The following is a 23,367-nucleotide window of genomic DNA, read 5'->3' as shown; positions in this document are numbered from 1 at the left end:
ACCTGATGGAGAGAAGAGATGGCCGGCGCAAAAGAGATACGTAACAAGATCGGGAGTGTGAAGAACACTCAGAAGATCACCAGCGCTATGGAAATGGTGGCAGCAAGCAAGATGCGCCGTGCGCAGGAACGCATGTCTGCCAGCCGTCCGTACGCTGAAACCATGCGCAAGGTGATCGGCCATATCGCTCAGGGGAACTTGGAATACAAGCACCCCTACCTCATCGAACGTGAGGTCAAGCGAGTGGGTTACATCGTCGTCTCCACCGACCGTGGCCTGTGTGGCGGTTTGAACATCAACCTGTTCAAGGCTGCCCTCAACGATATGAAGCAATGGAGCGCGAAAGGTGCCCAGGTTGACCTGGCACTGATCGGTAACAAGGCCTCCAGCTTCTTTGAGCGGCACGGCGCCAAGGTGAAAGCCCATGTCTCCGGACTGGGTGACAGCCCGAGCGTCAATGACCTGATTGGTTCAGTCAAGGTCATGCTGAAGGCTTACGACAACGGTGAGATTGACAGGCTGTACCTGGTGTACAACAAGTTCGTCAACACCATGGTTCAGCAACCAAAAGTCGATCAACTGCTGCCTTTGCCCGTAACTGAAGACAGCAAACTGAACAAGAAGAACCACTGGGATTACCTCTATGAGCCGGATCCCAAGCAACTGCTGGATGCCCTGCTGATTCGCTACGTCGAGTCCCAGGTCTACCAGGGTGTGGTAGAAAACTTGGCCAGTGAACAGGCAGCCCGAATGGTTGCCATGCAAGCCGCGACTGACAACGCCGGTAACCTGATTAACGATCTGCAACTGGTGTACAACAAGGCCCGTCAGGCCAGTATTACCCAGGAATTGACAGAGATCGTATCCGGTGCTGCTGCGGTGTAAGGCAAGGGTTATCAAAGGTTTAGAGGATTTGACATGAGTAACGGTTTCATCGTCCAAATCATCGGCGCTGTAGTGGACATCGAGTTCCCGCAAGACGCCGTGCCCCAGGTGTACGATGCACTGAAAGTCATCAGCGAAGGCCAAGGCCAGGGTCTGGTACTGGAAGTTCAGCAACAGATCGGCGGCGGCGTCGTTCGTTGCATCACCATGGGTTCCTCCGACGGTCTGCGTCGTGGGTTGGAAGTAGTTAACAGCGGCAAGGCCATCCAGGTACCGGTCGGTACCTCGACCCTGGGTCGTATCATGAACGTACTGGGCGACCCCATCGACGAGAAGGGTCCGATCGGCGAAGAAGAGCGTTGGTCCATCCACCGCGAAGCCCCCAGCTACGAAGATCAGTCCAACAGCACCGAGCTGCTGGAGACCGGCATCAAGGTTATCGACCTGGTATGTCCGTTCGCCAAGGGTGGTAAGGTCGGTCTGTTCGGTGGTGCCGGTGTAGGCAAGACCGTCAACATGATGGAGCTGATCCGTAACATCGCCATCGAGCACAGCGGTTATTCCGTGTTCGCCGGTGTGGGTGAGCGTACCCGTGAGGGTAACGACTTCTACCACGAGATGATGGAGTCCAACGTACTGGACAAAGTATCTCTGGTTTACGGTCAGATGAACGAGCCGCCCGGAAACCGTCTGCGCGTGGCGCTGACCGGTCTGACCATGGCCGAGAAGTTCCGTGACGAAGGTCGTGACGTACTGTTCTTCGTGGACAACATCTACCGTTACACCCTGGCCGGTACTGAAGTATCCGCACTGCTGGGCCGTATGCCCTCCGCAGTAGGTTACCAGCCGACCCTGGCCGAGGAGATGGGTGTTCTGCAGGAACGTATCACCTCCACCCGGACCGGTTCCATCACCTCCGTACAGGCCGTTTACGTCCCTGCGGATGACTTGACCGACCCGTCTCCGGCGACCACCTTCGCCCACCTGGATGCGACCGTCGTACTGTCCCGTCAGATCGCGGCACTGGGTATCTACCCGGCCGTTGACCCGCTGGATTCCACCTCCCGTCAGCTGGATCCGCTGGTGGTAGGCAAGGAGCACTACGAGACCGCTCGTGGTGTCCAGACCGTACTGCAGCGCTACAAGGAGCTGAAGGACATCATCGCCATCCTGGGTATGGATGAACTGTCAGAAGAAGACAAACTGACCGTAGCCCGTGCCCGTAAGATCGAGCGTTTCCTGTCCCAGCCGTTCTTCGTGGCTGAAGTATTTACCGGTTCTTCTGGCAAATACGTGCCGCTGAAAGAGACCATCCGTGGTTTCCAGGGCATCCTGAAAGGCGAGTACGACGATCTGCCCGAGCAGGCGTTTTACATGGTTGGCAGCATCGACGAAGTCGTCGAGAAATCCAAGAAACTGTAAGCCTCGATAGGAGGGCCCATGGCTGAGATGATCTCCTTTCACCTGGATGTGGTGAGCGCCGAAGGGAAACTGTTTTCCGGTAGGGTGCAATCTGCTCAGGTATCAGGCTCCGAAGGTGAGCTGGGTCTCCGCCACGGTCATGCTCCGCTGCTGACTGCCATCAAGCCGGGCCTGGTCCGCTTGATCAAGCAAAATGGCAGCGAAGAGGTGCTGTACATCTCCGGCGGTATGCTGGAAGTACAACCCGAAGCCGTGACCGTGCTGGCCGATACCGCCATTCGTGCCAACGACTTGGATGAGGCGAAAGCCCAGGAAGCCAAGCGTCGTGCCGAAGAGCGGATCAACAGCTCCCATGGTGATATCGACTACGCTCAGGCATCTGCCGAGCTGGCGAAAGCGATGGCCCAGTTGCGGGTTATCGATATCGTCAAAAAGAATTACCGCTAAGGGCGGTGATGCAAAAAGCGGCCTTCGGGTCGCTTTTTTTTTGCCCGTTGGATAGACTCCGCCGAGCATTTCCTCATGTTTCAAAGGCTGGCTATGTCTCTCAACGTCGTGATCCTGGCTGCGGGTAAAGGTACTCGTATGCATTCTGTCCTCCCCAAGGTGCTGCACCCCGTCGCCAACAAGCCCATGGTCTCCCATGTCATCGAGACCGCGCGCCAGATTGGTGCCGAGCAACTGCACCTGGTCTACGGCCACGGTGCCGAGTTGCTCAAGGAGCTGATCGCCGCGCCGGATCTGAACTGGGTGCTGCAGGCGCAGCAGCTGGGGACCGGCCACGCCGTCGCCCAGGCCATCCCGTTCTGGCAGGATGAAGACGACGTGCTGGTGCTCTATGGCGACACCCCGCTGATCCAGCCAGAGACACTGCAGCGTCTGCTGGCCGCCAAGGCTGACGATGGCATGGCCCTGCTGACCGTGGTGCTGGACAACCCCACCGGCTATGGCCGCATCGTGCGGGAAAACGGCCAGGTCGTCGGCATCGTCGAGCAGAAGGATGCCAACCCCGAACAGCTCGCCATCCGCGAGGTGAATACCGGTGTGCTGGTGGCCAAGGGCGCGCAACTGCGCAGCTGGCTCTCCCGGCTGGACAACAAGAATGCCCAGGGGGAGTTCTACCTCACCGACGTCATTGCCATGGCCCACGGCGATGGCTGCCCCATTGCCGCCGTCCACCCGGACAACGCCATGGAAGTGGAAGGGGCCAACAACCGGGTGCAACTGGCCCAGCTCGAGCGCAGCTACCAGCAGATGCAGGCCGAGCGCCTGATGATTGCCGGCGTCACCCTGATCGATCCGGCCCGTTTCGATCTGCGCGGTACTCTCGAGATCGGGGAAGAAGTGGTGATCGACGTGAACGTCATCATCGAAGGCAAGGTGAAGCTCGGCAACCACGTGCACATCGGTGCCGGCAGCGTGCTCAAGGATTGCGAGATTGGCGATCACAGCGAGGTGAAGCCTTACTCCGTCATCGAAGGGGCTCTGGTGGCGGATCAGTGCTCCGTCGGTCCCTTCGCCCGTCTGCGCCCCGGTGCCGTGCTGGAGCAGGATGCCCATGTCGGCAACTTCGTCGAGATGAAGAAGGCCCGGCTCGGGGTGGGCTCCAAGTGTGGTCATCTGACGTATCTGGGGGATGCCGAGGTTGGCGCCAAGGTGAACATCGGTGCCGGCACCATCACCTGCAATTACGATGGGGTGAACAAGTTCCAGACCATCATCGAGGATGACGTCTTCGTCGGCTCCGATACCCAGCTGGTGGCACCGGTGCGCATCGGCAAGGGGGCGACCCTGGGGGCGGGTTCCACCATCACCAAGGATGTGGCCGAGAATGAACTGGTCATCACCCGGGTGCCCCAGCGTCACATCAAGAACTGGGCTCGCCCGGTGAAGAAGAAGTGATGCCCGATCAATGAAATAACAGCGGCGCCCTTGGGCGCCGCTGTTATTTGTCAGGGCTGCGGAGGGCGTTCCGTCAGCTGGTACCAGTCGAGCTTGCGGGTCAGCACCATGATCAGCGCCAGTACGGCAAACAGCAGCAGGGCACCGAGTAGCAGGGCTATCTCTTCTGCCTGCAATAATCCGAACAATATGCTGTAAACCAGCCCCAATAGCACTGCGAATCCCAGCCCCTGTCGGGCTCCCCCCAGCACATGACTGAGATAAAAGCCGTTGAGGGCGACGCTGGCCAGGGCGGCGGCCAGATAGGCCCAGCCAAAGCCGATATGTTCGGTCAGCGCCAGCAGCACCAGGTAGAAGACGACCAGTCCCATGCCCACCAGGGCGTACTGGATCGGATGCACTCTGAGCCCCTTGAGCAGCTCGAACATGAAGAAGCTGAGGAAGGTGAGGCCGATGAACAGCAGCGCATACTTGGCGGCCCGCTCATTCAGTTGATAGTGATCCACCGGCTGCACCAGGCTGACGCTGAAACTCGGCAGCTTGCCTCCCGATCCCTCCATCAGACGGCTGAAGCGGCTCTCCATGTCGGTGGCGAACCAGCTGGTCTGCCAGCTGGCCTCGAATCCCTGCTGATCGAGGGATCGCTTGCCCGGCAAGAAGTCACCGATGAAATTCGGATGCGGCCAGTTGCCGCTCAGGTTGAATTGGCTGTCCTGACCCAGGGGCACGACGTCCAGCGCATTCATTCCCTGCAGATCCAGCTCGATATGGAAGCGACCGTTCCCGGTGGGTAGCGCCGCGAGCGGGGCATGGATGCCTGCCATGGTGCCTCCCAGCTGGGCGCCGGGGGCGAAGGGGATGCGCGCCTCTCCCAGTTGCAGTTCGGGGACGCTGTTGATGCCGCGGGCATCGGACAGCACCAGGCTGAGGTAGGGCTTGCCCGGGATCAGGCTGGGGTCGGATCCGTCGCGCGCGTCCTGGGTGCTGCTGACCAGCGGCTTGTCGTCGAGAGCCGTGGGCAGATTGCCGGAGAGGGAGAGCCGGGTCTGATACACCTGCGCCTGATAGATGCCGAGCTTGCGCGGGGTGACCTCCATGCTGGCCCGCACCTCCAGCTGCTCCGGCAGCAGATAACGATAGACCTGCTCGGTACGCACGAAGCGCTTGCCATCCTGCTCGACGGTGACGGATCGGGTATAGGGTTGCACCAGCACAGGCCCTATCAGTCGCTGCGGCCCGCTGCTGCTGGCCATGATGCTGTGGATGGCCTGGCTGCGATAGGCCTGCCGCTCCCGGTTCAGCTCCATGATGGAGTGTACCGGGATCATCAGCAGCAGGCTGAGCAACAGCAGCATGACGACCTTGTGGGTGAGTATTTGTTTGACCATGACGCCTCTCCTTGTTGATGAGGGGCATGGTGACCGGTCTGGGTGAAGGGGGAATGAGGTTCTGTGAAGTCAGGGTGAAGGGGGATAAAAAAACCGGCGCCTGGCGCCGGTTCATGCATTTCATTACATCTGTTTCAGCCGTGCAGGGAGGGCGGCAAAGACCTCGTCCCTGGCCCTGAGGGAGGCGAACTGCTTGCCCGGCTTCTGGATGACGGTATGGACGAAGATGAGCTTCTTGTCCTGCTTGCTGGCCCAGCCGACGAACCAGCCGATCTGCCGCTCCCGGTTGAGAGTCCCATCCAGCAACTTGGGGTAGCCCATGCCGGTCTTGCCGTGGATCTGCCAGCCATCGATATCCGGCTGACGCATGAGGGTGCCGGTGTGTGCCAGGGTCTGGGCGGAGACCGGCAGCTTGCCATTCACCATCCTGCCGAGGAAGCGGGCCTGCTCTTCCGGGCTGATGGCGAGGCTGGCGCTGAGCCAGGCCTGGGTCAGACCATCGTGTTTGCCCGGGTTGCCGGAAAGATCCCGGTTGCCGTAGTCGAAGGCATCCACATAGTGCTGCAGGCGTGCCATCCCCAGCCACTCGGTGAGGCGCTGGGAGTACCAGATGACGGAGTATTGCATCCAGCGGCTCGGGGTGGTGGTCTCCCGCCACTCTGGCAGAAAGTCGGCATCCCCCGGTTTGAACGGCAGGGCGGGCAGTTGTTCATCCACCAGGAAGCCGCTGTCATACCCCATCAGTGCCAGCGGGATCTTGAAGGTGGAGGCGGGGGGCAGCTGGCTGGCGCAGTCCCCCTCTTTGCTGGTGGGCTTGCCGTTGCCGTCGGCAAACAGCATGCAGCCCGAGGCGGCGCTGGCGGGCAGGGCGAAGAAGAGGCCGGCGGCAAACAGGCCGGATAACAGCAGACGGGACATGGCAATCTCCTTGAGGCACAAGAGCACCCCCATGGTGGCTCCTGTAATGAAGGGGCAGCTTAACCCCGCTCTGTGTGCTCAATATGAAGTCTGGTCCTGAGTGAATCGACGACTCAGGCTGCCGGCAGCCACAATTCTGCCAGCACTCCGCCTCCTGGTTGGTTGCACAGGGTCAGCCTGCCCCCGTGCTGGCGCGCCACTTCGCGGGCGAAGCTGAGACCGAGGCCGCTGCTCTTGCCCTTGTCAGGCCTTGGCAGCGAGTAGAATCGCTCAAAGATCCGTGGCAGGGCGTAGTCCGGAATGCCGGGCCCCTCATCTTTGACCTGGAAGCGATAACCGTCCCCCTCGACACTTCCCGTCAGCTGGACTGTGCCGGCGACGGGGGAGAAATCCAGCGCATTGTCCAGCAGGTTGCCGAGGGCTTGCTCCACCAGCAGGGAGTCCCACTTCTGTTTCTGGCCCTCGGCGAGGGCCGCCGACAACGTGACCCGACGACCCCTCGCCACGATCTGGCGGGCATCCAGCACCCGCTTGCCCAGGCTGGCGGGGGTGCAGGGAAGCCTGTCCAGTCCTTGTCCCGATTCCAGCCTGGCCAGTTGCAGCATGCGCTCGATCAGTTGCTGCATGCGGGCCGTCTCCAGATTGATGTTGCCGATAAAGCGCTTCGCCACCTCGGGGGGCGGCGTCTCGGCCAATATCTCTCCGGCTCCGCGGATGGCGGCCAGCGGACTCTTGAGCTCATGGGTCAGGCTGTGAACATAGGCCTCGATATAGGACTTGCCATCCAGCTGACGGCGCATGGTTTCAAGGGAGCGGCCGAGCCGGTCCAGTTCCGGGCTATGGAGTGCCGGCAGGCTGGTGGGTTTTCCCTGGCTGACCGCATCGGCGTAGTGCACCAGCTTGCCGATGGCACGGTTGAGCCACCACACCAGCAGGCCCCCGATCAGCAGGGAGATGAGCAGCAGCACGGCGGCCCCCTGCAACAGCTGGTGCTCGCTGCGCTCTATCATGGGCAGCAGGGTGCGATTGGGTTTGGCGACGGTGAGGGAACCCAGGATGGCTTGACCGTCGCGCAGGGGGGCGGCCACGTGCATCACCGAGCTGGCGGGATCGTCCGGATCGCTGCGGGTACTGCGGGCGCCGTACTCCCCGCGCAGGGTGCGGTAGACATCGTTCCAGCGGGAGTAGTCCTTGCCGAGATCCTGGCCGCTGGAGTCATAGACCACCAGCCCCCTGGCATTCACCACATAGATGCGGTACTCGGCCTGCTGCTTGAGGTGGCCGTCGATGAGAGCGTTGAGAGGGGTCTGGTTGAGGCGGGCGAAGGCGCTGGCGAGCCGGCCATCCGCCATCTTCCCTTCCTGCAGATCGTCGAGCGCCAGCGGTGCCAGCAACTGGGCCATGTCCACCAGGGTGTCTTCGGTGGCGCTGCGCACCCCGGGTTTGATCTCCTCGACGAAGATCTCCAGCACGAACCAGGCGGCCAGGGCGAAGATCAGCACCAGGCCGCACAGCAACTGCAGGCCTATACGCATGTCTGACTCCGGCTATCGCCCCGTTTTGGGTTGTCTCGCCGCGCCGCCCTTCTCATGCCAGCTCCAGGCTGTAGCCCAGCCCGCGATGGGTCAGGATCAGGCTGGTGGCCGGGTCCCGCTCCCGCAGTTTGGCGCGCAGAGTCTTGATGTGGGTATCCACGGTGCGATCCAGGCTCTCCTCCGCTCCGCACCACACCAGATCCATCAACTGCTGGCGGGAGTAGACCCGCCCCGGCGCCTGCATCAGGGTCTTGAGCAGCAGGTATTCGTAACGGGTGAGGGCCAGGGCCTGGCCGTGGAAGCAGATGCGGGCCCGCTCCTCGTCCAGTACCAGCAAGGGGCTGGATTGGGGGGCGGCAGGCTGGCTGCGGCGCAGAATCACCCGCACCCGGGCGCACACTTCCCGCGGGGAGAACGGCTTGGCCACGTAGTCGTCGGCACCGATTTCCAGTCCAATCAGGCGATCTATCTCCTCGCTGCGGGCGGTCAGAAACATCAAGGGCCGATCACAACGGGTGCGTACCTGCTTGCACAGCTCGAAGCCGCTGATGTCCGGCAGGCCCACATCCAGGATCAGGAAGTCGGGCTGCGTCTGTTCCAGTCGCGCCAGCATGGGTTGACCCAGGGGGAACCACTCCACCTCGAAACCGTCAGTTTGCAGCGCATAGATCAGGGTGTCGGCAATGCTGGCCTCATCTTCCACCAGCCAGATGACTCGTTTTTGCATGGCGTCCTCTCGCAAATCAGCCCTCATTCTGGCACCGATGCACATCGGATCCTATTTGCCGTTTGATTTTTCCAAAAAAGTCGCTAACATTTCGATATTCTTTCGAATCGAAACTTTTAAATGAACAAACGCAACACCCAACAGCGCCGCCACACCATAGTCACCCTGGTTCAAGAACAGGGTGAGGTGAGCGTGGATGCCCTCGCCAAACACTTCGCCACCTCCGAAGTCACCATCCGCAAGGATCTGGCCGTGCTGGAAACCGGCGGCTTGCTGTTGCGCCGTTACGGCGGTGCCGTTCCCCTGCCGAGCGAGATGGTGGCGAATGAGAATCCAGAACAAGTTTCGAAACGAAAGATGGCCATCGCCCGTGCCGCCGCCGAGCGGATCCGCGATCACAATCGCGTCATCATCGACAGCGGCAGCACCACCAGCGCCATGATCCCCCTGCTCGGCAACAAGCGCGGCCTCATCGTGATGACCAACTCCCTCAACGTGGCCGGAGCCCTGCGGGAGCTGGAGAACGAACCCACCCTGCTGATGACCGGCGGTACCTGGGATCCCCACTCCGAGTCCTTCCAGGGCCAGGTGGCGGAGCAGGTGCTGCGCTCCTACGACTTCGACCAGTTGTTCATCGGTGCCGACGGCATCGATCTGGCGCGAGGCACCACCACCTTCAACGAGCTGGTGGGACTGTCCCGGGTGATGGCCGAGGTCTCCCGCGAGGTCATCGTCATGGTTGAATCCGAGAAGATCGGCCGTCGCATTCCCAATCTGGAGCTGCCATGGGGCAGCGTCCACACCCTGGTGACCGACGAGGGGCTGGCCCCCGAGGCCAGGGAACAGCTTCAAGCGCAGGGGATCCAGCTGGTCTGTGCCCCTGTTGTCAGTTGATATGACTGCCTGAATCGAACATCCAACTATCCAAAGCATCAAGTCTTAACGTCTCAAGGAGAATCCTATGTGTGGCATCGTCGGGGCCGTGGCCCAACGTGATGTGGCTGAAATTCTGGTAGAGGGCCTGCGCCGTCTGGAATATCGCGGTTATGACTCCGCCGGTGTGGCCGTGTTCAGCGCCAGCCAGCCGCTGCAGCGGGTACGCCGCCTCGGCAAGGTAGCCGAGCTGGCCAAGGCGCTGGAAGAGCAGTCCGTCCACGGCGGCACCGGCATCGCCCACACCCGTTGGGCCACCCACGGCGAGCCGTCCGAGCGCAACGCCCACCCCCACGTCTCCGAACACATCGTCGTGGTGCACAACGGCATCATCGAGAACCATGAAGAGCTGCGCAGCCAGTTGCAGGGCATGGGTTATGAGTTCAGTTCGGACACCGATACCGAGGTGATCGCCCATCTGGTGCACCACGAGCTGAAATCTGCCCCCAGCCTGCTGGTTGCCATGCAGGTGGCGGTGAAGCAACTGCGCGGCGCCTACGGCACCGTCGTGATGGACAGCCGTGACGACAGCCGTCTGGTGGTGGCCCGTTCCGGCTCCCCCCTGGTGATCGGCCGTGGCATCGGCGAGAACTTCATCGCCTCCGATCAGATGGCCCTGCTGCCGGTGACCCGCCGCTTCATCTTCCTGGAAGAGGGTGACGTGGCCGAGGTGACTCGCCGCGACGTCCATGTGTTCGATACCGACGGCAACGCCGTGGTGCGCGAGGAGCTGGAATCCGAGCTGTCCCACGACGCCGGTGACAAGGGTGAATACCGCCACTACATGCTCAAAGAGATCTACGAGCAGCCCAAGGCCATCACCAACACCCTGGAAGGGCGCCTCGGCAGCGATCACGTGATCGTCGAGTCGTTCGGCAACGGTGCCCGCGCCATCTTCGACAAGGTGGATCATGTCCAGATCGTGGCCTGCGGCACCTCCTACAACTCCGGCATGGTGGCCCGCTACTGGTTCGAAGAGATCGCCAGCGTCTCCTGCGACGTGGAGATCGCCTCCGAGTTCCGCTACCGCAAGTCGGTGGTGCGCCCCAACAGCCTGCTGGTGACCCTGTCCCAGAGCGGTGAGACCGCCGACACCCTGGCCGCCCTGCGCCTGGCCAAGGAGTCCGGTTACATGAGCTCCCTGGCCATCTGCAACGTGCCGGGTTCCTCCCTGGTGCGTGAATCGGATCTCGCCTTCATGACCCGTGCCGGTGCCGAGATCGGAGTGGCCTCCACCAAGGCGTTCACCACCCAGCTGGCCGGCCTGCTGATGCTGGTGGCCTCCGTCGGTCATTGCCGCGGCCACCTGAGCGCCGCCGCCGAGGCCGAACTGGTCAAGGCGCTGCAGGCCCTGCCCCTGCGCATCAAGGAGAGCCTGGCCCTGGCCAAGCAGATCGAGACCCTGGCGGAAGAGTTTGCCGACAAGCACCACAGCCTGTTCCTCGGCCGTGGCAGCCAGTACCCCATCGCCATGGAAGGGGCGCTCAAACTCAAGGAGATCTCCTATATCCACGCCGAGGCCTATGCCGCCGGTGAGCTCAAGCACGGCCCGCTGGCGCTGATCGATGCGGAGATGCCCATCATAGTGGTGGCGCCGAACAACGATCTGCTGGAGAAGCTCAAATCCAACGTGGAAGAGGTGCGCGCCCGTGGCGGTATCCTCTACGTGTTCGCCGATGCAGACGCCGGCTTCAAGAGCGACGAGACCATGCGGGTGATGAGCCTGAACCACGTGGAAGAGATGATTGCTCCCATCGTCTACACGGTACCGCTGCAACTGCTCTCCTATCACGTGGCCCTCATCAAGGGCACGGACGTGGATCAGCCGCGCAACCTGGCCAAATCGGTTACCGTGGAGTAATAAACTGTATATCGTGGTTGGGTAAGCATTTTACTCCACCACGATCCGCAAGTACCTGATGAAAAACCGGCGCATCACAGCTCGTGATGCGCCGGTTTTTTATTTAAGTGGCTGAAAGCTGGCTGATTACTTCGACGCTAAGCTTGCTCTAGACCGGTGGCACAGATGTGTGACCACTCAATACAGGGCTGGAGATCGCATCCCATGAATCACCCCCAAGAGACCCATTCCTCCACCACAGTGCTGGTGGTGGACGATACCCCGGACAACCTGATGTTGATGGCCGAACTGCTCAGGGACAAGTACAGGGTCAAGCTCGCCAACAATGGCGAGAAAGCCTTGCGCATCCTGGCCGGGGACCCCTTGCCGGATCTGATCCTGCTGGACATCATGATGCCCGGCCTGTCCGGATTGCAGGTGGCGGAGCGGTTGCAGCAGGATGGCCGCACCCGCCACATCCCCATCATCTTCCTCACCTCCATGGCGGCCGTGGAGAGCGAACTTCAGGGGTTGGCGCTCGGCGCCGTCGACTACATCACCAAGCCCATCAGCCCGCCGCGGGTGCTGGCGCGGGTTGAGAACCAGCTGAAGGTCAAGGCGGCCGCCGATTTCCTGCGGGATCAGAACGACTTCCTCGAGCAGGAGGTGCAACGGCGCACCCGCGAGGTGATGGCGATCCAGGAGGTGACCATCCAGGCCATGGCCTCCCTGGCGGAGACCCGGGACAACGAGACCGGCAACCATATCCGCCGTACCCAGCACTACGTCAAACTGCTCGCCGAGCTGTTGCGGGACCATCCCCGTTTTCGCCACTTCCTCAACGACGACACCATCCACCTGCTGTTCAAGTCGGCTCCCCTGCACGACATCGGCAAGGTCGGCATCCCGGATCACATCCTGCTCAAACCCGGTCGCCTCACCAAGGAAGAGTTCGAGATCATGATGACGCACACCACGCTGGGGCGTGACGCCATCCAGCGGGCCGAAGATCAGCTCGGATTCCCGGTGGATTTTCTGCGCCTGGCCAAGGAGATTGCCTACAGCCATCAGGAGAAGTGGGACGGCAGCGGTTATCCGGAAGGGCTGTCCGGGGATGCCATCCCCATCAGTGCCCGGTTGATGGCGGTGGCCGATGTCTACGATGCGCTGATCTGCCGCCGGGTCTACAAGGCAGGCATGTCCCACGAGGAGGCAGTGGACATCATTCGTCAGGGGAGGGGTTGGCACTTCGATCCGGATGTCTGCGCGGCCTTTCTGTCCGCCACCGAGCAGTTCAAGGCCATCGCCGATCGCTTCAGTGACAGCGAGCAGGACATGGCTGCTCTGCAGGCCGCCCGGCATGCCCCGACCCCCTGAGCCAGAGACAAGGAGCCCCCATGAGAGTGCTGGTTCTGCTTGAGCGGCTCGCACTGCGGCACAAGCTGATATTGGGGTTTGCCGTGCTGCTGGCGCTGGCGCTGGCCCTTGGCATCCAGAGTCTGCGTACCCAGAGCAAGTTGACCCGGGATCTGGATCACCTCTATAGCAAGGACCTGGTGGGCGCCATCCACCTGCAGGAGGCGAGGGTGCAATTGCCCCATATCCAGCAGGCCCTGCGCAAAGCCGTTGGTTCCAGCGATCGGAGTGTGCGGACCGAGGCCTTCAAGCAGTTGCAGGATGCCCAGAAAACGCTGTACGAGGAGCTGGCCCTGGCCAAGCCGACCCTGTGGCGCACCGAGAGCCTGGTCAATTCATCGGATCTCGAGATGCAGCTGGAGCGTCACCAGCAGCTCAGCGACAAGGTGTTGCAACTGGTCGCCCAGGGCAATCAGGAACAGGCGCAGGTGCTGCTCAATAGCGATGAGTTTGAGCGGCTGGACGCCCGCGCCGATGCCATGCTGGAGCACATCGCCGAGGTCAAGCAGTCCGCGTTGCGGGATCTGGTCATCCAGATCACGGATTTTGCCAAGCAGAGCAGCCTGCTCACCTATTCGCTGTTGCTGGGGGGGCTGGGGCTGTCACTGATCCTGGTCTGGCTGGTCAGCAAGTCGATCCGCAATCCCCTCGAGCGGGTGCGCAAGGCGGTAGATCTGCTGGCCGCCGGTCAGCTGGATCATCCCATTCCCCATGCCGACATGCACAACGAGACCGGCGATCTGGCGCGGGCCATCGCCACCCTGCAGCTGGAGGCGCGTCAGCTGGAGCTGCAACGCAAGGTCAAGGCCCAGGTCTCCCTGCTGCAGGTGGATCTGCAACTGGCCGAGACGCCGCCAGAGCTGGCCCTGGCCTTTTTCGGCCGTATGGCACCCCAGCTGGAAGTCTGCCAGGGGGCGCTCTACAGCCTGCATCAGGGCTCTGACAGCCTGCATCTGGTGGGAGGCTATGCGAACGATCCCGCCTCCCCGCTGGCAGAGGTGGTGGCACTGGGTGAGGGGCTGCTTGGTCAGTGCGCTCGCGATCATCTGCCACGCCAGTTGAACGGGGTGCCGGAGTCCTTCTGGCATGTGCGCACCCAGCTGGGGGCCGGCGCGCCCAGCCATCTGCTGGTGCACCCAGTGCTGAGGGGGGAGAGGTTGCTCGGGGTGCTGGAGCTGGCGTGCTTTCATCCGCTGGGGGAAACCGAGGGGCTACTGCTGCAAGAGGTGCTGCCCAGGCTGGCTGGCGCCCTAGCCATCATGGAGCGCAGCGAGGTAGCCTTGTCCCTGTTGCAGGAGACCCGCCGCCAGGCCGACGAGATGGGCGCCCAGACCCTGCAACTGGAGCATCAGGCCAGAGCGCTCGAGGCCCAGCAGGGTGCCTTGCGCGCCACCGAGGCCTGGTATCGCGGCATCATAGAGGCGGCGCCGGACGGCATGCTGGTCATCGGTGCCGATGGCCTCATCCTGCTGACCAATCCCCAGCTGGACAGGCTGTTCGGCTACGCCGCCGGCGAGTTGAACGGCCAGTCCATCGAATGCCTGGTGCCAAAGAGCGGTCGCGATCAGCATGCGGCGCTGCGTAACCACTTCATCGCCCACGGCGGCACGCGCCAGATGGGGGCCGCCATCGAGGATCTGCAGGGGGTACGCAAGGATGGCAGCCAGTTCTCCGTGGAGATAGGGCTCTCCCGGTTGCCGACCCTGGTGGATCGCGGCATCTGCGTCTGTGCCTCGGTGCGGGACGTGAGTGAGCGCAGGGCCATGGGGGCCAGGCTGCGCACCGCCAGCGAGCGTCTGACCCTGGTACAGGAGGCGGGGGGCATAGGATTGTTCGACATCGATCTGGTGACCGGCCGCAACTACTGGACCCCGCAGCTGGAGAAGATGTTCGGATTGGAGCCTGGTGGCTTCGGTGGCACGCTGGATCACTGGAAGGCCTTGTTGCATCCAGATGATGCGGACTTTGCCAGCCACAGCTTCGAGCAAGCCATTGAGGGGGGAGAGGACAGGATAGAGCTCGATTTTCGTATCGTGCGCCGGGATGATGGTGCGGTGCGCGCCTTCAAATCCCTCTGCCGCTTCACTCGCACCCCGGAAGGGGTGCCGCTGCGGGCCACCGGGGTCAATATCGATGTGACGGTGCTGACCGAGGCGCGGGCGGTGGCGGAGGAGGCGACCCAGGCCAAGAGCGCCTTCCTCGCCAACATGAGCCACGAGATCCGCACCCCCATGAACGCCATCATCGGCATGAGCCACCTGGCCCTGCACACCCAGCTGGATCGTCGCCAGCGCAACTACATCGAGAAGGTGCACCGCTCGGCGGAGAATTTGCTCGGCATCATCAACGACATTCTCGACTTCTCGAAGATTGAGGCGGGCAAGATGGAGCTGGAGATCATCCCCTTCCACCTGGAGGATGTGCTGGACAACTTCGCCAGCATGATAGGGCTGCGGGCCGAGGAGAAGGGGTTGGAGCTGCTGTTCGATACCCCCTTCGACCTGCCCACCGCCCTGGTGGGGGACCCACTGCGATTGGGGCAGATCCTCATCAACCTCGGCAACAATGCAACCAAGTTCACCGAGCGAGGGGAGATAGTGGTGGGGGCCGAGGTGCTCAGGGAAGAGGGGGTACAGCTGGAACTGCATTTCTGGGTGCGGGATACCGGTATCGGCATGAGCCAGGAGCAGTGCGAGCGGATCTTCCAGTCGTTCAGCCAGGCCGACAGCTCGACCACCCGCAAGTACGGTGGCACAGGGTTGGGGCTCTCTATTTCCAGGCGGCTGGTCGAACTGATGGGGGGGCGCATCTGGGTGGAGAGTGTGGAGGGCGAGGGCTCCTGCTTCCACTTCCATGCCCTGCTGGGGCGCCAGAGTGGGGCACAGCCGAGGCGCATGTTCACCCGGAACGAGTTGATCGGGGTGCGGGCCCTGGTGGTGGACGACAATGCCAGCGCCCGCGAGATCCTCTACGGCATGGCCAGCAGCTTTGGCATAGAGGTGGACGTGGCCGACAGCGGTCGTACCGCGTTGGCAATGCTGGTGGAGGCCGAGACCAAGTCACTGCCCTATGATCTGGTGCTGATGGATTGGCGCATGCCGGGCATGGACGGGGTGGAGACGGTGCGCCAGATGCATGCGGCCAACCTGGCGCAGACGCCATCGGTGATCATGGTGACCGCCTTCGGTCGCGAGGAGGTGCATGAGCAGGCCGCAACCCGGGGGGTGCCCCTGCCCGTGGTGCTGACCAAGCCGGTGACCCCTTCCACCCTGCTGGAGGCGCTCGGCAGTGTGCTCGGCAAGGTACCTCTTATGGATAGCCGGGCGACCGAGCGCAGCGAACAGACCGCCAGTGCCAGCGCCAGCTTGCGCGGTGCCCGCCTGCTGTTGGTAGAAGACAATGAACTGAACCGGGAGCTGGCCTGTGAGTTGCTGCAGGAGGCGGGCATAGTCCTCGGTCTGGCGGCCAATGGTCAGGAGGCGCTGGATCTGCTGGCACAGGATGCCGACTTCGACGGCATCTTGATGGATTGCCAGATGCCGGTGATGGACGGCTACACCGCCACCCGCCGGATCCGCCAGCAATCACGCTTTGCCAGTCTGCCGGTGATCGCCATGACGGCCAACACCATGACCGGTGATCGGGAGCGGGCGCTGGCCTCGGGGATGAACGATCAGATAGCCAAGCCCCTCGATGTTGCCAGCATGTTTTCGACCCTGGCCAGATGGATCAAGCCGGGAAACCGTCAGCACGCCATGGTTGGCTCTAGGGTGACGACCATGGTGCCTGACCTGCCCATCGAGATAGAGGGCATAGATCTGGCTGCCGGGCTGGCGACCTGTCAGGGGCGTACCGATCTCTATCGGCGCTTGCTGCGCAAGTTCCTCTCGGCCCATCAGGATTTTGCCGGGCAATTTGCCGTCGCCCTCGCCGACCCGGATCCTGAGGCGGCGACCCGGCTCGCGCACAGCCTGAAGGGGACGGCTGGCAACATAGGTGCCTTCGAGGTTGCGAAGGCGGCGGCCGAGCTGGAACAAGGCTGTCGGGCCCGCCTCGGCAACGATGCGCTGCAGGCGGCACTGGCCGGGGTGGAACAATCCTTGATGCCATTGCTCACATCCCTCGGCGATGACGTGGGAAGGGAACCGGTGGCGCAGCCCACTGACTTGGTGTCGGATAGTGCATTGCAGCCACGGTTGCAGAGGCTGGCTCATCTGCTGGCCGAGAGTGACAGCGAAGCGGTTGAGGCGCTGGCGGCACTGAGAGCTCTTGCTCTGGAATCGGTTCTGGCCGGGCTCCTTCAGCAGGTGGCGCTCAAGGTTGAACGCTATGACTTCGATGCGGCTCTGGCGCTGCTGGAAGGCAGAGAGGAAGGGGAGAAGGAGGGAGAGGGATAGTCATCGAGGCCCCGAAAATGAAAGAGCCGCATCACGCGGCTCTTTTCATCTTGTCATGGCTCAGGACAGTCGCAGGTTGGTGATGGTCACATCGCTCAGGGAGGGCACTATGATGCCGCTGGAGATGCTCTTGGCGATCGCCTGGTTGCGGTTCTTGGAGTCCGTCTTGTTGGTGACCTGATTGAGGTGGAAGTTAACGGTACGCTCGCTGATGCCGAGTATGGTCGCTATCTCCCAGGAGGTCTTGCCCTCGCTGGCCCAGAACAGACACTCCTTCTCCCTGTCCGACAGTTCGGTGAGATACTTCATCAGATCCGGCCTGTTCTTGATGAGCTCCAGTGCGGAATTGAAGATGTAGCTGGCACAGAACGACAGCAAGGGAACGTTTTCAAACATCAGATCCGAACTGGATTTTTCCTTGCTGATGAAGGAGAGGATGCCGTGTTCCCCCTGCGGAGTGTGCAGCGGGAAGGAGACCCCGTTTCTGACCCCGAAATCGGCGGCCAGATTCATCACTTCCCGGCTGGCGCTGGGCAGCCAGGGAGAATCACAGTCGAGTTTGTTCCAGAAGATGGGCTGGGTCTGTTTCAGTCCGAGGAAGACCACAGGATCCTGAGTCAGGTAGCGCCGCTCCGAATAGGCGTCAAACCAGCTGGTGGGGCAATTGTTAAATAGGGCGACATGGGATTTCTGCATGCTGATGGGGAAAATAATCAGCAAACGGAAATAATCAAAGCCCATCTGGTGGCTGAAGCGTTCGAGTTGCTGCTGGATCTCGCTCGTTTTCTTGGCCTTGGTGAATCGATCTATGTGTTCCCAGATCGCATCGTTGAACATGTCAGTCTCCTTTTTCGATCATTTATCATCCTGATCGAAAAGACATTTTTTAGTTATTTAATGTGGTGTTGTGACGACCAACGCCAGTAACTCCCGTGCTTGTCTAAAAAGTATCCTGTTTTTTTGGCCGCAGGCCAAGAAAATCATCTGATTGCCAGTGGGGCGACTCTTTGAGACAATGAGAATAGTTATCATTGTTAAGATTATGTACCATGAAAAAGCTCTGGGGTCTGGCCTTGTTGCCACTGGCCGCTCACTTCGTCGCCAATGCAGACGATCTGGTTGCGCCCGCACTGAAAAACAGCATTGCTGATGGGAAATCATCCCAACAACGAGTCGAAAAAGCGGCCGATGCGGCCGTGTCTGCCAGGGCAGAGTTGCAGAGCGCACAGCTGCAACTGCGGGATCTGGAAGCCTACAACCGCTACATGCAGTCTCTGGTGGCCGATCAGCAAAATGAGCTGGGCAAGCTGACCACTCAGCTGGAAGCGGTAGAGCAGACCCGTCAGGGGCTGATCCCGCTGATGCTGCAGATGCAGGCCGATCTGGAGCAACTGGTACAGGACGATATTCCCCTGCGCAAAGACGATCGTCTGGCGCGCATCGAGCAACTCAAGGTGACCCTGGCCCGGGCCGATGTGAGCGAGGCCGAGAAATTCCGTCAATTGCTGCAGGCCTATCAGATTGAAGCCGAATACGGCAGCCGGATGGACGCTTATCCTGCCCAGTTGATGCTGGATGGCGCCGAGCGCCGGGTCGATGTGCTGGCCCTTGGCCGGGTTTCCCTGCTGGCCATGACGGCTGATCGCAGCCAGGCCTGGCGCTGGTCCGCCGAAGCCAAACAATGGTTGGCCCTCGATAGCCAGTGGCTCACCCCCATCGCCGATGCGCTGGACATGGCAGCCGACAAGAAAGTCCCGCAACTGTTGCACGTGCCCCTGTCTGTTGCCCGTAGCCAGGAGGCCCAATCATGAGAGCAGCCATGAAGTGGTTCCCCCTTCTCATCACCCTTTCCCTCGGCTCCCAACTGGCCCATGCCGAAGACTGGAAGGCTCAGGAACAGGCCCGTGAGCAGACGGCCAATCAAGATCTGGCGTCCGTCTCTACCGAGTTGAACAGCGCCCGTGCCAAGCTGGCCGCCGCCCAGAGCCTGGGCAAGCGGCTGGCCAGCCAGTTTGCGGAGAACGAAAAGAAGCTGGTGGAGCTCAATGCTCAGTGGGAGCAAGCCTCCGGCGACATGAATGAAATCTTCGCGGTCACCCGCCAGGGGGCGAGCGATGCCGTCAAGCTGCTGGCTGAGTCCTCGGTGCAGGGTCAGTACCCGGATCGTCTGGCTGCTCTGCGCGCCATGGCGCAAGACAAGCAGGTGCCGGATCGCGCCGCGCTTGCGCTGCTGCCCGCCAGTCTGCTGCAAGAGATCCGCGAGTCTGGCCGGGTGGTTCAGTTCAACGGCAAGGTGCTCGATGCACAGGGGGCGGCCAGTGAGCAGTCTCTGACCCGGGTTGGCAGCTTTGCGTTATTTGGCGCTGGTGGCAGTGCCGGCTATCTGCAGGTAAGCGCAGAAGGGATTACCCCCGTACTGGGGCTGCCCGGTGCCGTGCACTCCGAATTGGCCGCCTATCAGGGTCAGGAAGGGGAAGCATTGCCGCTGGATCCCTCTCACGGCGTGCTGCTCGACATGTTGGCTCAGGCTCCCAGCTTCTGGCAGCAGGTGCAACAGGGTGGGCAGGTCGGCGCCATCATAGTGTTGCTGGCCGTCATCGGCCTCGGCATCGCCGGCGTGCGGCTCTGGACCTTGTCCCGGGAGCTCGGCCGGGTGCGCCGTCAGCTCAAGAGTGGTGAGTATCACACCGACAACGCCCTCGGCCGGGTGCTGACGGTGGCGGATCAACACCCCGAGTTGAGCATGGAGACCCTTGAACTGAGGCTCGACGAAGCCATCTTGCAGGAAACCCCGCGACTCGAGCGCGGTATCGGCATGGTCAAGGTCATCGCGGCCATCGCCCCCATGCTGGGTCTGCTCGGGACCGTGACCGGGATGATCGGCACCTTCCAGGCCATCACCCAGTTCGGTACCGGCGATCCCAAGATCATGGCGGGCGGCATCTCCATGGCGCTGATCACCACGGTACAAGGCCTGGTGGCCGCCATCCCGCTGATCCTGGCCCACAGCCTGCTGCTGTCCCGCTTCACCGAGCTCTCCAACGTCCTGGAGCAACAGGTCACCGGCATCCTGGCCGAGCGGGCCGAGAGCAACGGGGACGGGATGGAGCGGGTGGCATGATCGTCGACATCTGGCAACAGTTGCAGAGCTTCATGGGCCGTGGTGGCCCCGTGCTCTGGGTCATCCTGGCCCTGCTGGTGCTGATGTGGATCCTGATGATCGAGCGGGTGCTCTACCTCAAGCTGGGATTTGGTGCCTTGCAGCGGCAACTGTTCAGCCGCTGGCAGAACCGAGGTGAGCACCACAGCTGGCATGCCAGGGCCATCCGTGGCCGCTGGTTGGCCGAGGCGGAGCTCGAGCTAAACCGCCATCTGATCTTCATCCGCACCCTGGTGGTGCTCTGCCCCATGCTGGGTCTGCTTGGCACAGTGACCGGCATGATTGGCGTATTCGATGCGTTGGCCGCCGCCAACCGCTTTAACCCGGAGAGCATGGCGGGCGGGATCTCCCGAGCCACCATCCCCACCATGGCAGGCATGGTGGTGGCGCTGTCCGGCGTGTTGTTACTCAGCCGGCTCGAGAGCCTGGCCAAGCGTGCGCTGGCCAGGACCCGTGACGGTTTGCGAGAAGAGAAGGTAATGCAATGAGACGGCAATCCAAACGCCAGCGCGATGAAGTGCAGATCGACATGACTCCCATGCTGGATATCGTGTTCATCATGCTGATCTTCTTCATCGTGACCACCTCTTTCGTGCGCGAGGCCGGGCTCGAGGTACACAGACCTCAGGCAAGCCAGGCCAAGGCCCAGAAATCCTCCAGCATCATGTTGGCCATCGGTGCCCAGGGGCAGATTTTCCTCGACCGCAAACAGGTGGATGTAGAACGGGTACAGGCCAGCCTGTCCCGCATGCTGACCGAACAACCCGATGCCAGCCTGGTGATCCAGGCGGACGAACGGGTGCCCCATGGTCGTGTGGTGCGGGTCATGGATGAAGCCAAGGCAGCCGGGATCGCCAACATCGCCGTGGCGGTGGCGCCGAAATGAAATTCAAGCTGATGAGCCTGGGACTGGGGCTTCTCCTCAGTCTGGGGATCCTGCTGTTCATGGCCACCCTGGTCGAGCCGCCCCAGAAGGAGAAATCCTCGGCCGAGCAGAGAGCCATCGTCATCAATATGCAGACCGAGGTGAATGAGGTGCAGGTGCGTGAGCGCCCTGTCCCTGAACAGCCGGAGCCCCTACCGGAGCCTCCGGCTGCCCTCGCGTCCGCCCCGATGCCCATGCCGGCGGCAGCACCTCTGCCGTCGGTCCAGCCCAGTCTGGACCTGGTTTCCAGCCTGAGCGCGGTGCAGGTTCACGCTCCCGGGGTGGCGACCAGCCCGGCCCCCGTGCTCAGCGGCAACTTCCATGGCCAGGCCCAGGGCGCTGGCGTCGGGGTTGGCGATATGCTGACGCCGCTGCAGCGGGTGGAACCGGCATACCCCTATCGTGCCCAGCAAGCGGGAATCGAAGGATTCGTGACGGTACGTTTTGCCGTCGACAGCGATGGCCGAGTACAGAATGTGGAAGTGATCGAAGCCAAGCCCAAGCGCCAGTTCGAACGCGCCGCCATTCAGGCGGTCAGCAAGTGGCGCTATCAGCCAAGGCCTGGCGCCAGTGACAAGCTGATGCAGGTCATCACGCTCAAATTCAAGTTGGAGTCATAACTATGCTGCGGATCTGGATCTGTCTGCTGGCCCTGGTCAGCCAAGCCTGTCTGGCCCTGGAAGTCAGCCCGGCCTTTTCCCGCCAGCTGGAACCCGTGATGAAGCTTTATCAGTCTGGCCAATGGCAACAGGCCCAGAACAAGGCATCTGAGCTCAAGCCCCAGTCTGATGGTGAGCGTGCCTGGCTGGCTCAGCTGCAGGCATCGCTGGCGTCCAACCTGCAACAGACGACTCAGGCGAGCCGTTATGTGGAGCAGGCATTGGCCTATAAAGAGTGGCCGCAGGAGCAGCAACTCCAACTGCTGCGTCTGCGTGGGGATATTCAGGCCCAGCAGTCGAACTGGTCTGGTGCCATCGCCAGCTACAAAGCTGCCCTGGCACTCAAGGCCGATGACAGCCTTCGGTTGCGTTTGGCTGGTCTCTATTACCACAACAAACAATATGGCGAAGCTGCCAGCCAGAGCGAACAACTGCTCAAGAAGGGCTGGAACAAGCAGGCCGCCATCATTCGTCTCTCGGCCCTTACCGCCCAGCAGCGCTATGCGCAGGCTGCCGATCAGGCACAGGACCTTGTCCGTCGCGAGCCCAAAGAGAGCAAGTGGTGGCAGCAGGCGGTTTCGCTGAATCTTTCCGCCAAGCGCGGGGATCAGGCGCTGGCCTTGCTGCAGACCGCCATCGATCGCCAGCTGATGGATGATGTGGCCGCGCGCGGTCAGTTGATCCGCCTCTATGCCTGGCAGGGTCTGCCCTATCGTGGCGCTCGCCTGCTGGAGAACGCCATGGCGAAAGGACAGATGAAGCAGAGTGCCGAAAACCAGCAACTGCTGGCTCAACTGTGGGAAGGGGCGCGAGAGTGGCCCAAGGCCGTCGATAGCTGGCAGTTGCTCGCCAAGCAATATGGTCACCCCAAGGCGGGTATGCGCGCCGCCGAGTTGATGTTGCAACAAGGCAAGATGGATGCAGCCATGACTCAGCTGGCAGCCATCAAATCCATGAAGGGCGAGCAGGGCAATCGTGCCAAGGCACTGCTGGTACAGGCTCACCTCAGCAAGCAACAGTATGCCCAGGCGTTGGAACTGGCGCTGGAGCTGCAAAAGGAAGGCAACTGGGCGCAGCGTGCGACCAGCTGGGTCAACTATATCGAGACCCAGCGGGAAGGATTGAACAAAAAGGCGGCGTAAAACGGATGTAAATATTGGCTTTTGTGCCTCTTTGCCTGCTTTTTCAGCAAACGAGATCCTTTTCACAAAAAGCCCTTGTCATCCCGGCGCGGCTCCCTATAATGCGCCCCTACCAGCA

At 61.7% G+C, this 23,367-nt stretch carries 19 protein-coding genes; 14 read left to right on the top strand and 5 right to left on the bottom strand.

Going from position 1 to position 23,367, the window contains the following annotated elements; translation table 11 throughout:
* Window positions 1-18: 18 nt before the first annotated feature.
* The 4 genes from atpG (at window position 19) to glmU (ending at window position 4,209) form a co-directional block, all read left to right on the top strand.
* Window positions 19-885, top strand: coding sequence for a F0F1 ATP synthase subunit gamma (gene atpG / locus ACW5W7_RS17350; protein WP_349920424.1), 867 nt, complete (start codon window positions 19-21; stop codon window positions 883-885).
* Window positions 886-918: 33 nt separating this feature from the next.
* The gene (gene atpD, locus ACW5W7_RS17345) at window positions 919-2,307 is read left to right on the top strand and encodes a F0F1 ATP synthase subunit beta (RefSeq protein WP_349920423.1); all 1,389 of its coding nucleotides are present in this window, start codon (window positions 919-921) and stop codon (window positions 2,305-2,307) included.
* 18 nt (window positions 2,308-2,325) lie between these two features.
* A complete protein-coding gene (locus ACW5W7_RS17340; protein WP_349920422.1) occupies window positions 2,326-2,754 on the top strand; it encodes a F0F1 ATP synthase subunit epsilon in 429 nt (142 codons plus the stop codon).
* 93 nt (window positions 2,755-2,847) lie between these two features.
* Window positions 2,848-4,209, top strand: a complete 1,362-nt coding sequence (glmU, locus tag ACW5W7_RS17335; RefSeq protein ID WP_456502496.1) for a bifunctional UDP-N-acetylglucosamine diphosphorylase/glucosamine-1-phosphate N-acetyltransferase GlmU — start codon at window positions 2,848-2,850, stop codon at window positions 4,207-4,209.
* A gap of 50 nt (window positions 4,210-4,259) precedes the next feature.
* Here glmU and creD read toward each other — a convergent pair whose 3' ends face one another.
* The 4 genes from creD to blrA all read right to left on the bottom strand — a co-directional run bounded on the left by creD (window position 4,260) and on the right by blrA (window position 8,777).
* The gene (gene creD, locus ACW5W7_RS17330) at window positions 4,260-5,597 is read right to left on the bottom strand and encodes a cell envelope integrity protein CreD (protein WP_456502495.1); all 1,338 of its coding nucleotides are present in this window, start codon (window positions 5,595-5,597) and stop codon (window positions 4,260-4,262) included.
* Between the two features lie 123 nt (window positions 5,598-5,720).
* Window positions 5,721-6,515, bottom strand: a complete 795-nt coding sequence (gene blaOXA, locus ACW5W7_RS17325) for a class D beta-lactamase (protein WP_456502545.1) — start codon at window positions 6,513-6,515, stop codon at window positions 5,721-5,723.
* Window positions 6,516-6,628: 113 nt separating this feature from the next.
* Window positions 6,629-8,050, bottom strand: coding sequence for a beta-lactam sensor histidine kinase BlrB (gene blrB / locus ACW5W7_RS17320; protein WP_349920418.1), 1,422 nt, complete (start codon window positions 8,048-8,050; stop codon window positions 6,629-6,631).
* A gap of 52 nt (window positions 8,051-8,102) precedes the next feature.
* Window positions 8,103-8,777 (bottom strand): beta-lactam response regulator transcription factor BlrA, encoded by a 675-nt coding sequence (gene blrA / locus ACW5W7_RS17315; protein ID WP_349920417.1) that lies wholly within the window; start codon window positions 8,775-8,777, stop codon window positions 8,103-8,105.
* Window positions 8,778-8,897: 120 nt separating this feature from the next.
* On the opposite strand from blrA, the gene ACW5W7_RS17310 reads away from it, so the two are divergent.
* The 4 genes from ACW5W7_RS17310 to ACW5W7_RS17295 all read left to right on the top strand — a co-directional run bounded on the left by ACW5W7_RS17310 (window position 8,898) and on the right by ACW5W7_RS17295 (window position 17,363).
* Entirely contained in the window at window positions 8,898-9,671 is a 774-nt protein-coding gene (locus ACW5W7_RS17310; RefSeq protein WP_349920416.1) for a DeoR/GlpR family DNA-binding transcription regulator, read from the top strand.
* A gap of 67 nt (window positions 9,672-9,738) precedes the next feature.
* The gene (gene glmS / locus ACW5W7_RS17305) at window positions 9,739-11,571 is read left to right on the top strand and encodes a glutamine--fructose-6-phosphate transaminase (isomerizing) (protein ID WP_456502494.1); all 1,833 of its coding nucleotides are present in this window, start codon (window positions 9,739-9,741) and stop codon (window positions 11,569-11,571) included.
* Window positions 11,572-11,775: 204 nt separating this feature from the next.
* Window positions 11,776-12,927, top strand: coding sequence for a response regulator (locus ACW5W7_RS17300; RefSeq protein WP_456502493.1), 1,152 nt, complete (start codon window positions 11,776-11,778; stop codon window positions 12,925-12,927).
* Window positions 12,928-12,947: 20 nt separating this feature from the next.
* Window positions 12,948-17,363, top strand: coding sequence for a response regulator (locus tag ACW5W7_RS17295; RefSeq protein WP_456502492.1), 4,416 nt, complete (start codon window positions 12,948-12,950; stop codon window positions 17,361-17,363).
* Window positions 17,364-17,423: 60 nt separating this feature from the next.
* Here the strand turns inward: ACW5W7_RS17295 and ACW5W7_RS17290 are convergent, their stop codons facing one another.
* Window positions 17,424-18,200 (bottom strand): helix-turn-helix transcriptional regulator, encoded by a 777-nt coding sequence (locus ACW5W7_RS17290; RefSeq protein ID WP_349920412.1) that lies wholly within the window; start codon window positions 18,198-18,200, stop codon window positions 17,424-17,426.
* A 212-nt stretch (window positions 18,201-18,412) separates the two neighbouring features.
* Between ACW5W7_RS17290 and ACW5W7_RS17285 the strand changes: the two genes are divergently transcribed.
* From ACW5W7_RS17285 to ACW5W7_RS17260, 6 genes are read left to right on the top strand one after another with little or no spacing between them, the layout of a single operon-like run.
* A complete protein-coding gene (locus tag ACW5W7_RS17285) occupies window positions 18,413-19,174 on the top strand; it encodes a DUF3450 domain-containing protein (RefSeq protein WP_349920411.1) in 762 nt (253 codons plus the stop codon).
* Window positions 19,171-20,484 carry a MotA/TolQ/ExbB proton channel family protein gene (locus ACW5W7_RS17280; protein ID WP_456502491.1) on the top strand — a complete coding sequence of 438 codons (1,314 nt, stop codon included), beginning with the start codon at window positions 19,171-19,173 and terminating at the stop codon, window positions 20,482-20,484. The genes ACW5W7_RS17285 and ACW5W7_RS17280 overlap by 4 nt, the downstream gene beginning before the upstream one ends.
* Window positions 20,481-21,011 carry a MotA/TolQ/ExbB proton channel family protein gene (locus ACW5W7_RS17275; RefSeq protein WP_456502490.1) on the top strand — a complete coding sequence of 177 codons (531 nt, stop codon included), beginning with the start codon at window positions 20,481-20,483 and terminating at the stop codon, window positions 21,009-21,011. Before ACW5W7_RS17280 ends, ACW5W7_RS17275 begins: the two co-directional genes overlap by 4 nt.
* Window positions 21,008-21,409, top strand: coding sequence for an ExbD/TolR family protein (locus tag ACW5W7_RS17270; RefSeq protein WP_349920408.1), 402 nt, complete (start codon window positions 21,008-21,010; stop codon window positions 21,407-21,409). Before ACW5W7_RS17275 ends, ACW5W7_RS17270 begins: the two co-directional genes overlap by 4 nt.
* On the top strand, window positions 21,406-22,068 hold the full coding sequence (locus tag ACW5W7_RS17265) for an energy transducer TonB (RefSeq protein ID WP_456502489.1): 663 nt from the start codon (window positions 21,406-21,408) through the stop codon (window positions 22,066-22,068). The genes ACW5W7_RS17270 and ACW5W7_RS17265 overlap by 4 nt, the downstream gene beginning before the upstream one ends.
* Window positions 22,069-22,070: 2 nt before the next feature.
* Window positions 22,071-23,249: a tetratricopeptide repeat protein gene (locus ACW5W7_RS17260; protein WP_456502488.1), complete on the top strand. Its 1,179-nt coding sequence runs from the start codon at window positions 22,071-22,073 to the stop codon at window positions 23,247-23,249.
* The last annotated feature ends 118 nt before the right edge of the window (window positions 23,250-23,367 follow it).

This window comes from Aeromonas intestinalis (genome assembly GCF_054052485.1).
This window is presented reverse-complemented; position numbering and strand designations above follow the sequence as displayed.

Excerpts from the sequence above, each read along its gene's own strand:
- blrB (WP_349920418.1), bottom strand. The coding sequence starts at position 8,050 with ATGCGTATAGGCCTGCAGTTGCTGTGCGGCCTGGTGCTGATCTTCGCC.
- ACW5W7_RS17310 (WP_349920416.1), top strand. The coding sequence starts at position 8,898 with ATGAACAAACGCAACACCCAACAGCGCCGCCACACCATAGTCACCCTG.
- ACW5W7_RS17280 (WP_456502491.1), top strand. The coding sequence starts at position 19,171 with ATGAGAGCAGCCATGAAGTGGTTCCCCCTTCTCATCACCCTTTCCCTC.
- ACW5W7_RS17275 (WP_456502490.1), top strand. The coding sequence starts at position 20,481 with ATGATCGTCGACATCTGGCAACAGTTGCAGAGCTTCATGGGCCGTGGT.
- glmS (WP_456502494.1), top strand. The coding sequence starts at position 9,739 with ATGTGTGGCATCGTCGGGGCCGTGGCCCAACGTGATGTGGCTGAAATT.
- ACW5W7_RS17300 (WP_456502493.1), top strand. The coding sequence starts at position 11,776 with ATGAATCACCCCCAAGAGACCCATTCCTCCACCACAGTGCTGGTGGTG.
- ACW5W7_RS17285 (WP_349920411.1), top strand. The coding sequence starts at position 18,413 with ATGAAAAAGCTCTGGGGTCTGGCCTTGTTGCCACTGGCCGCTCACTTC.
- ACW5W7_RS17270 (WP_349920408.1), top strand. The coding sequence starts at position 21,008 with ATGAGACGGCAATCCAAACGCCAGCGCGATGAAGTGCAGATCGACATG.
- ACW5W7_RS17290 (WP_349920412.1), bottom strand. The coding sequence starts at position 18,200 with ATGTTCAACGATGCGATCTGGGAACACATAGATCGATTCACCAAGGCC.
- ACW5W7_RS17265 (WP_456502489.1), top strand. The coding sequence starts at position 21,406 with ATGAAATTCAAGCTGATGAGCCTGGGACTGGGGCTTCTCCTCAGTCTG.
- creD (WP_456502495.1), bottom strand. The coding sequence starts at position 5,597 with ATGGTCAAACAAATACTCACCCACAAGGTCGTCATGCTGCTGTTGCTC.
- ACW5W7_RS17260 (WP_456502488.1), top strand. The coding sequence starts at position 22,071 with ATGCTGCGGATCTGGATCTGTCTGCTGGCCCTGGTCAGCCAAGCCTGT.
- ACW5W7_RS17340 (WP_349920422.1), top strand. The coding sequence starts at position 2,326 with ATGGCTGAGATGATCTCCTTTCACCTGGATGTGGTGAGCGCCGAAGGG.
- blrA (WP_349920417.1), bottom strand. The coding sequence starts at position 8,777 with ATGCAAAAACGAGTCATCTGGCTGGTGGAAGATGAGGCCAGCATTGCC.
- ACW5W7_RS17295 (WP_456502492.1), top strand. The coding sequence starts at position 12,948 with ATGAGAGTGCTGGTTCTGCTTGAGCGGCTCGCACTGCGGCACAAGCTG.
- glmU (WP_456502496.1), top strand. The coding sequence starts at position 2,848 with ATGTCTCTCAACGTCGTGATCCTGGCTGCGGGTAAAGGTACTCGTATG.
- blaOXA (WP_456502545.1), bottom strand. The coding sequence starts at position 6,515 with ATGTCCCGTCTGCTGTTATCCGGCCTGTTTGCCGCCGGCCTCTTCTTC.
- atpG (WP_349920424.1), top strand. The coding sequence starts at position 19 with ATGGCCGGCGCAAAAGAGATACGTAACAAGATCGGGAGTGTGAAGAAC.
- atpD (WP_349920423.1), top strand. The coding sequence starts at position 919 with ATGAGTAACGGTTTCATCGTCCAAATCATCGGCGCTGTAGTGGACATC.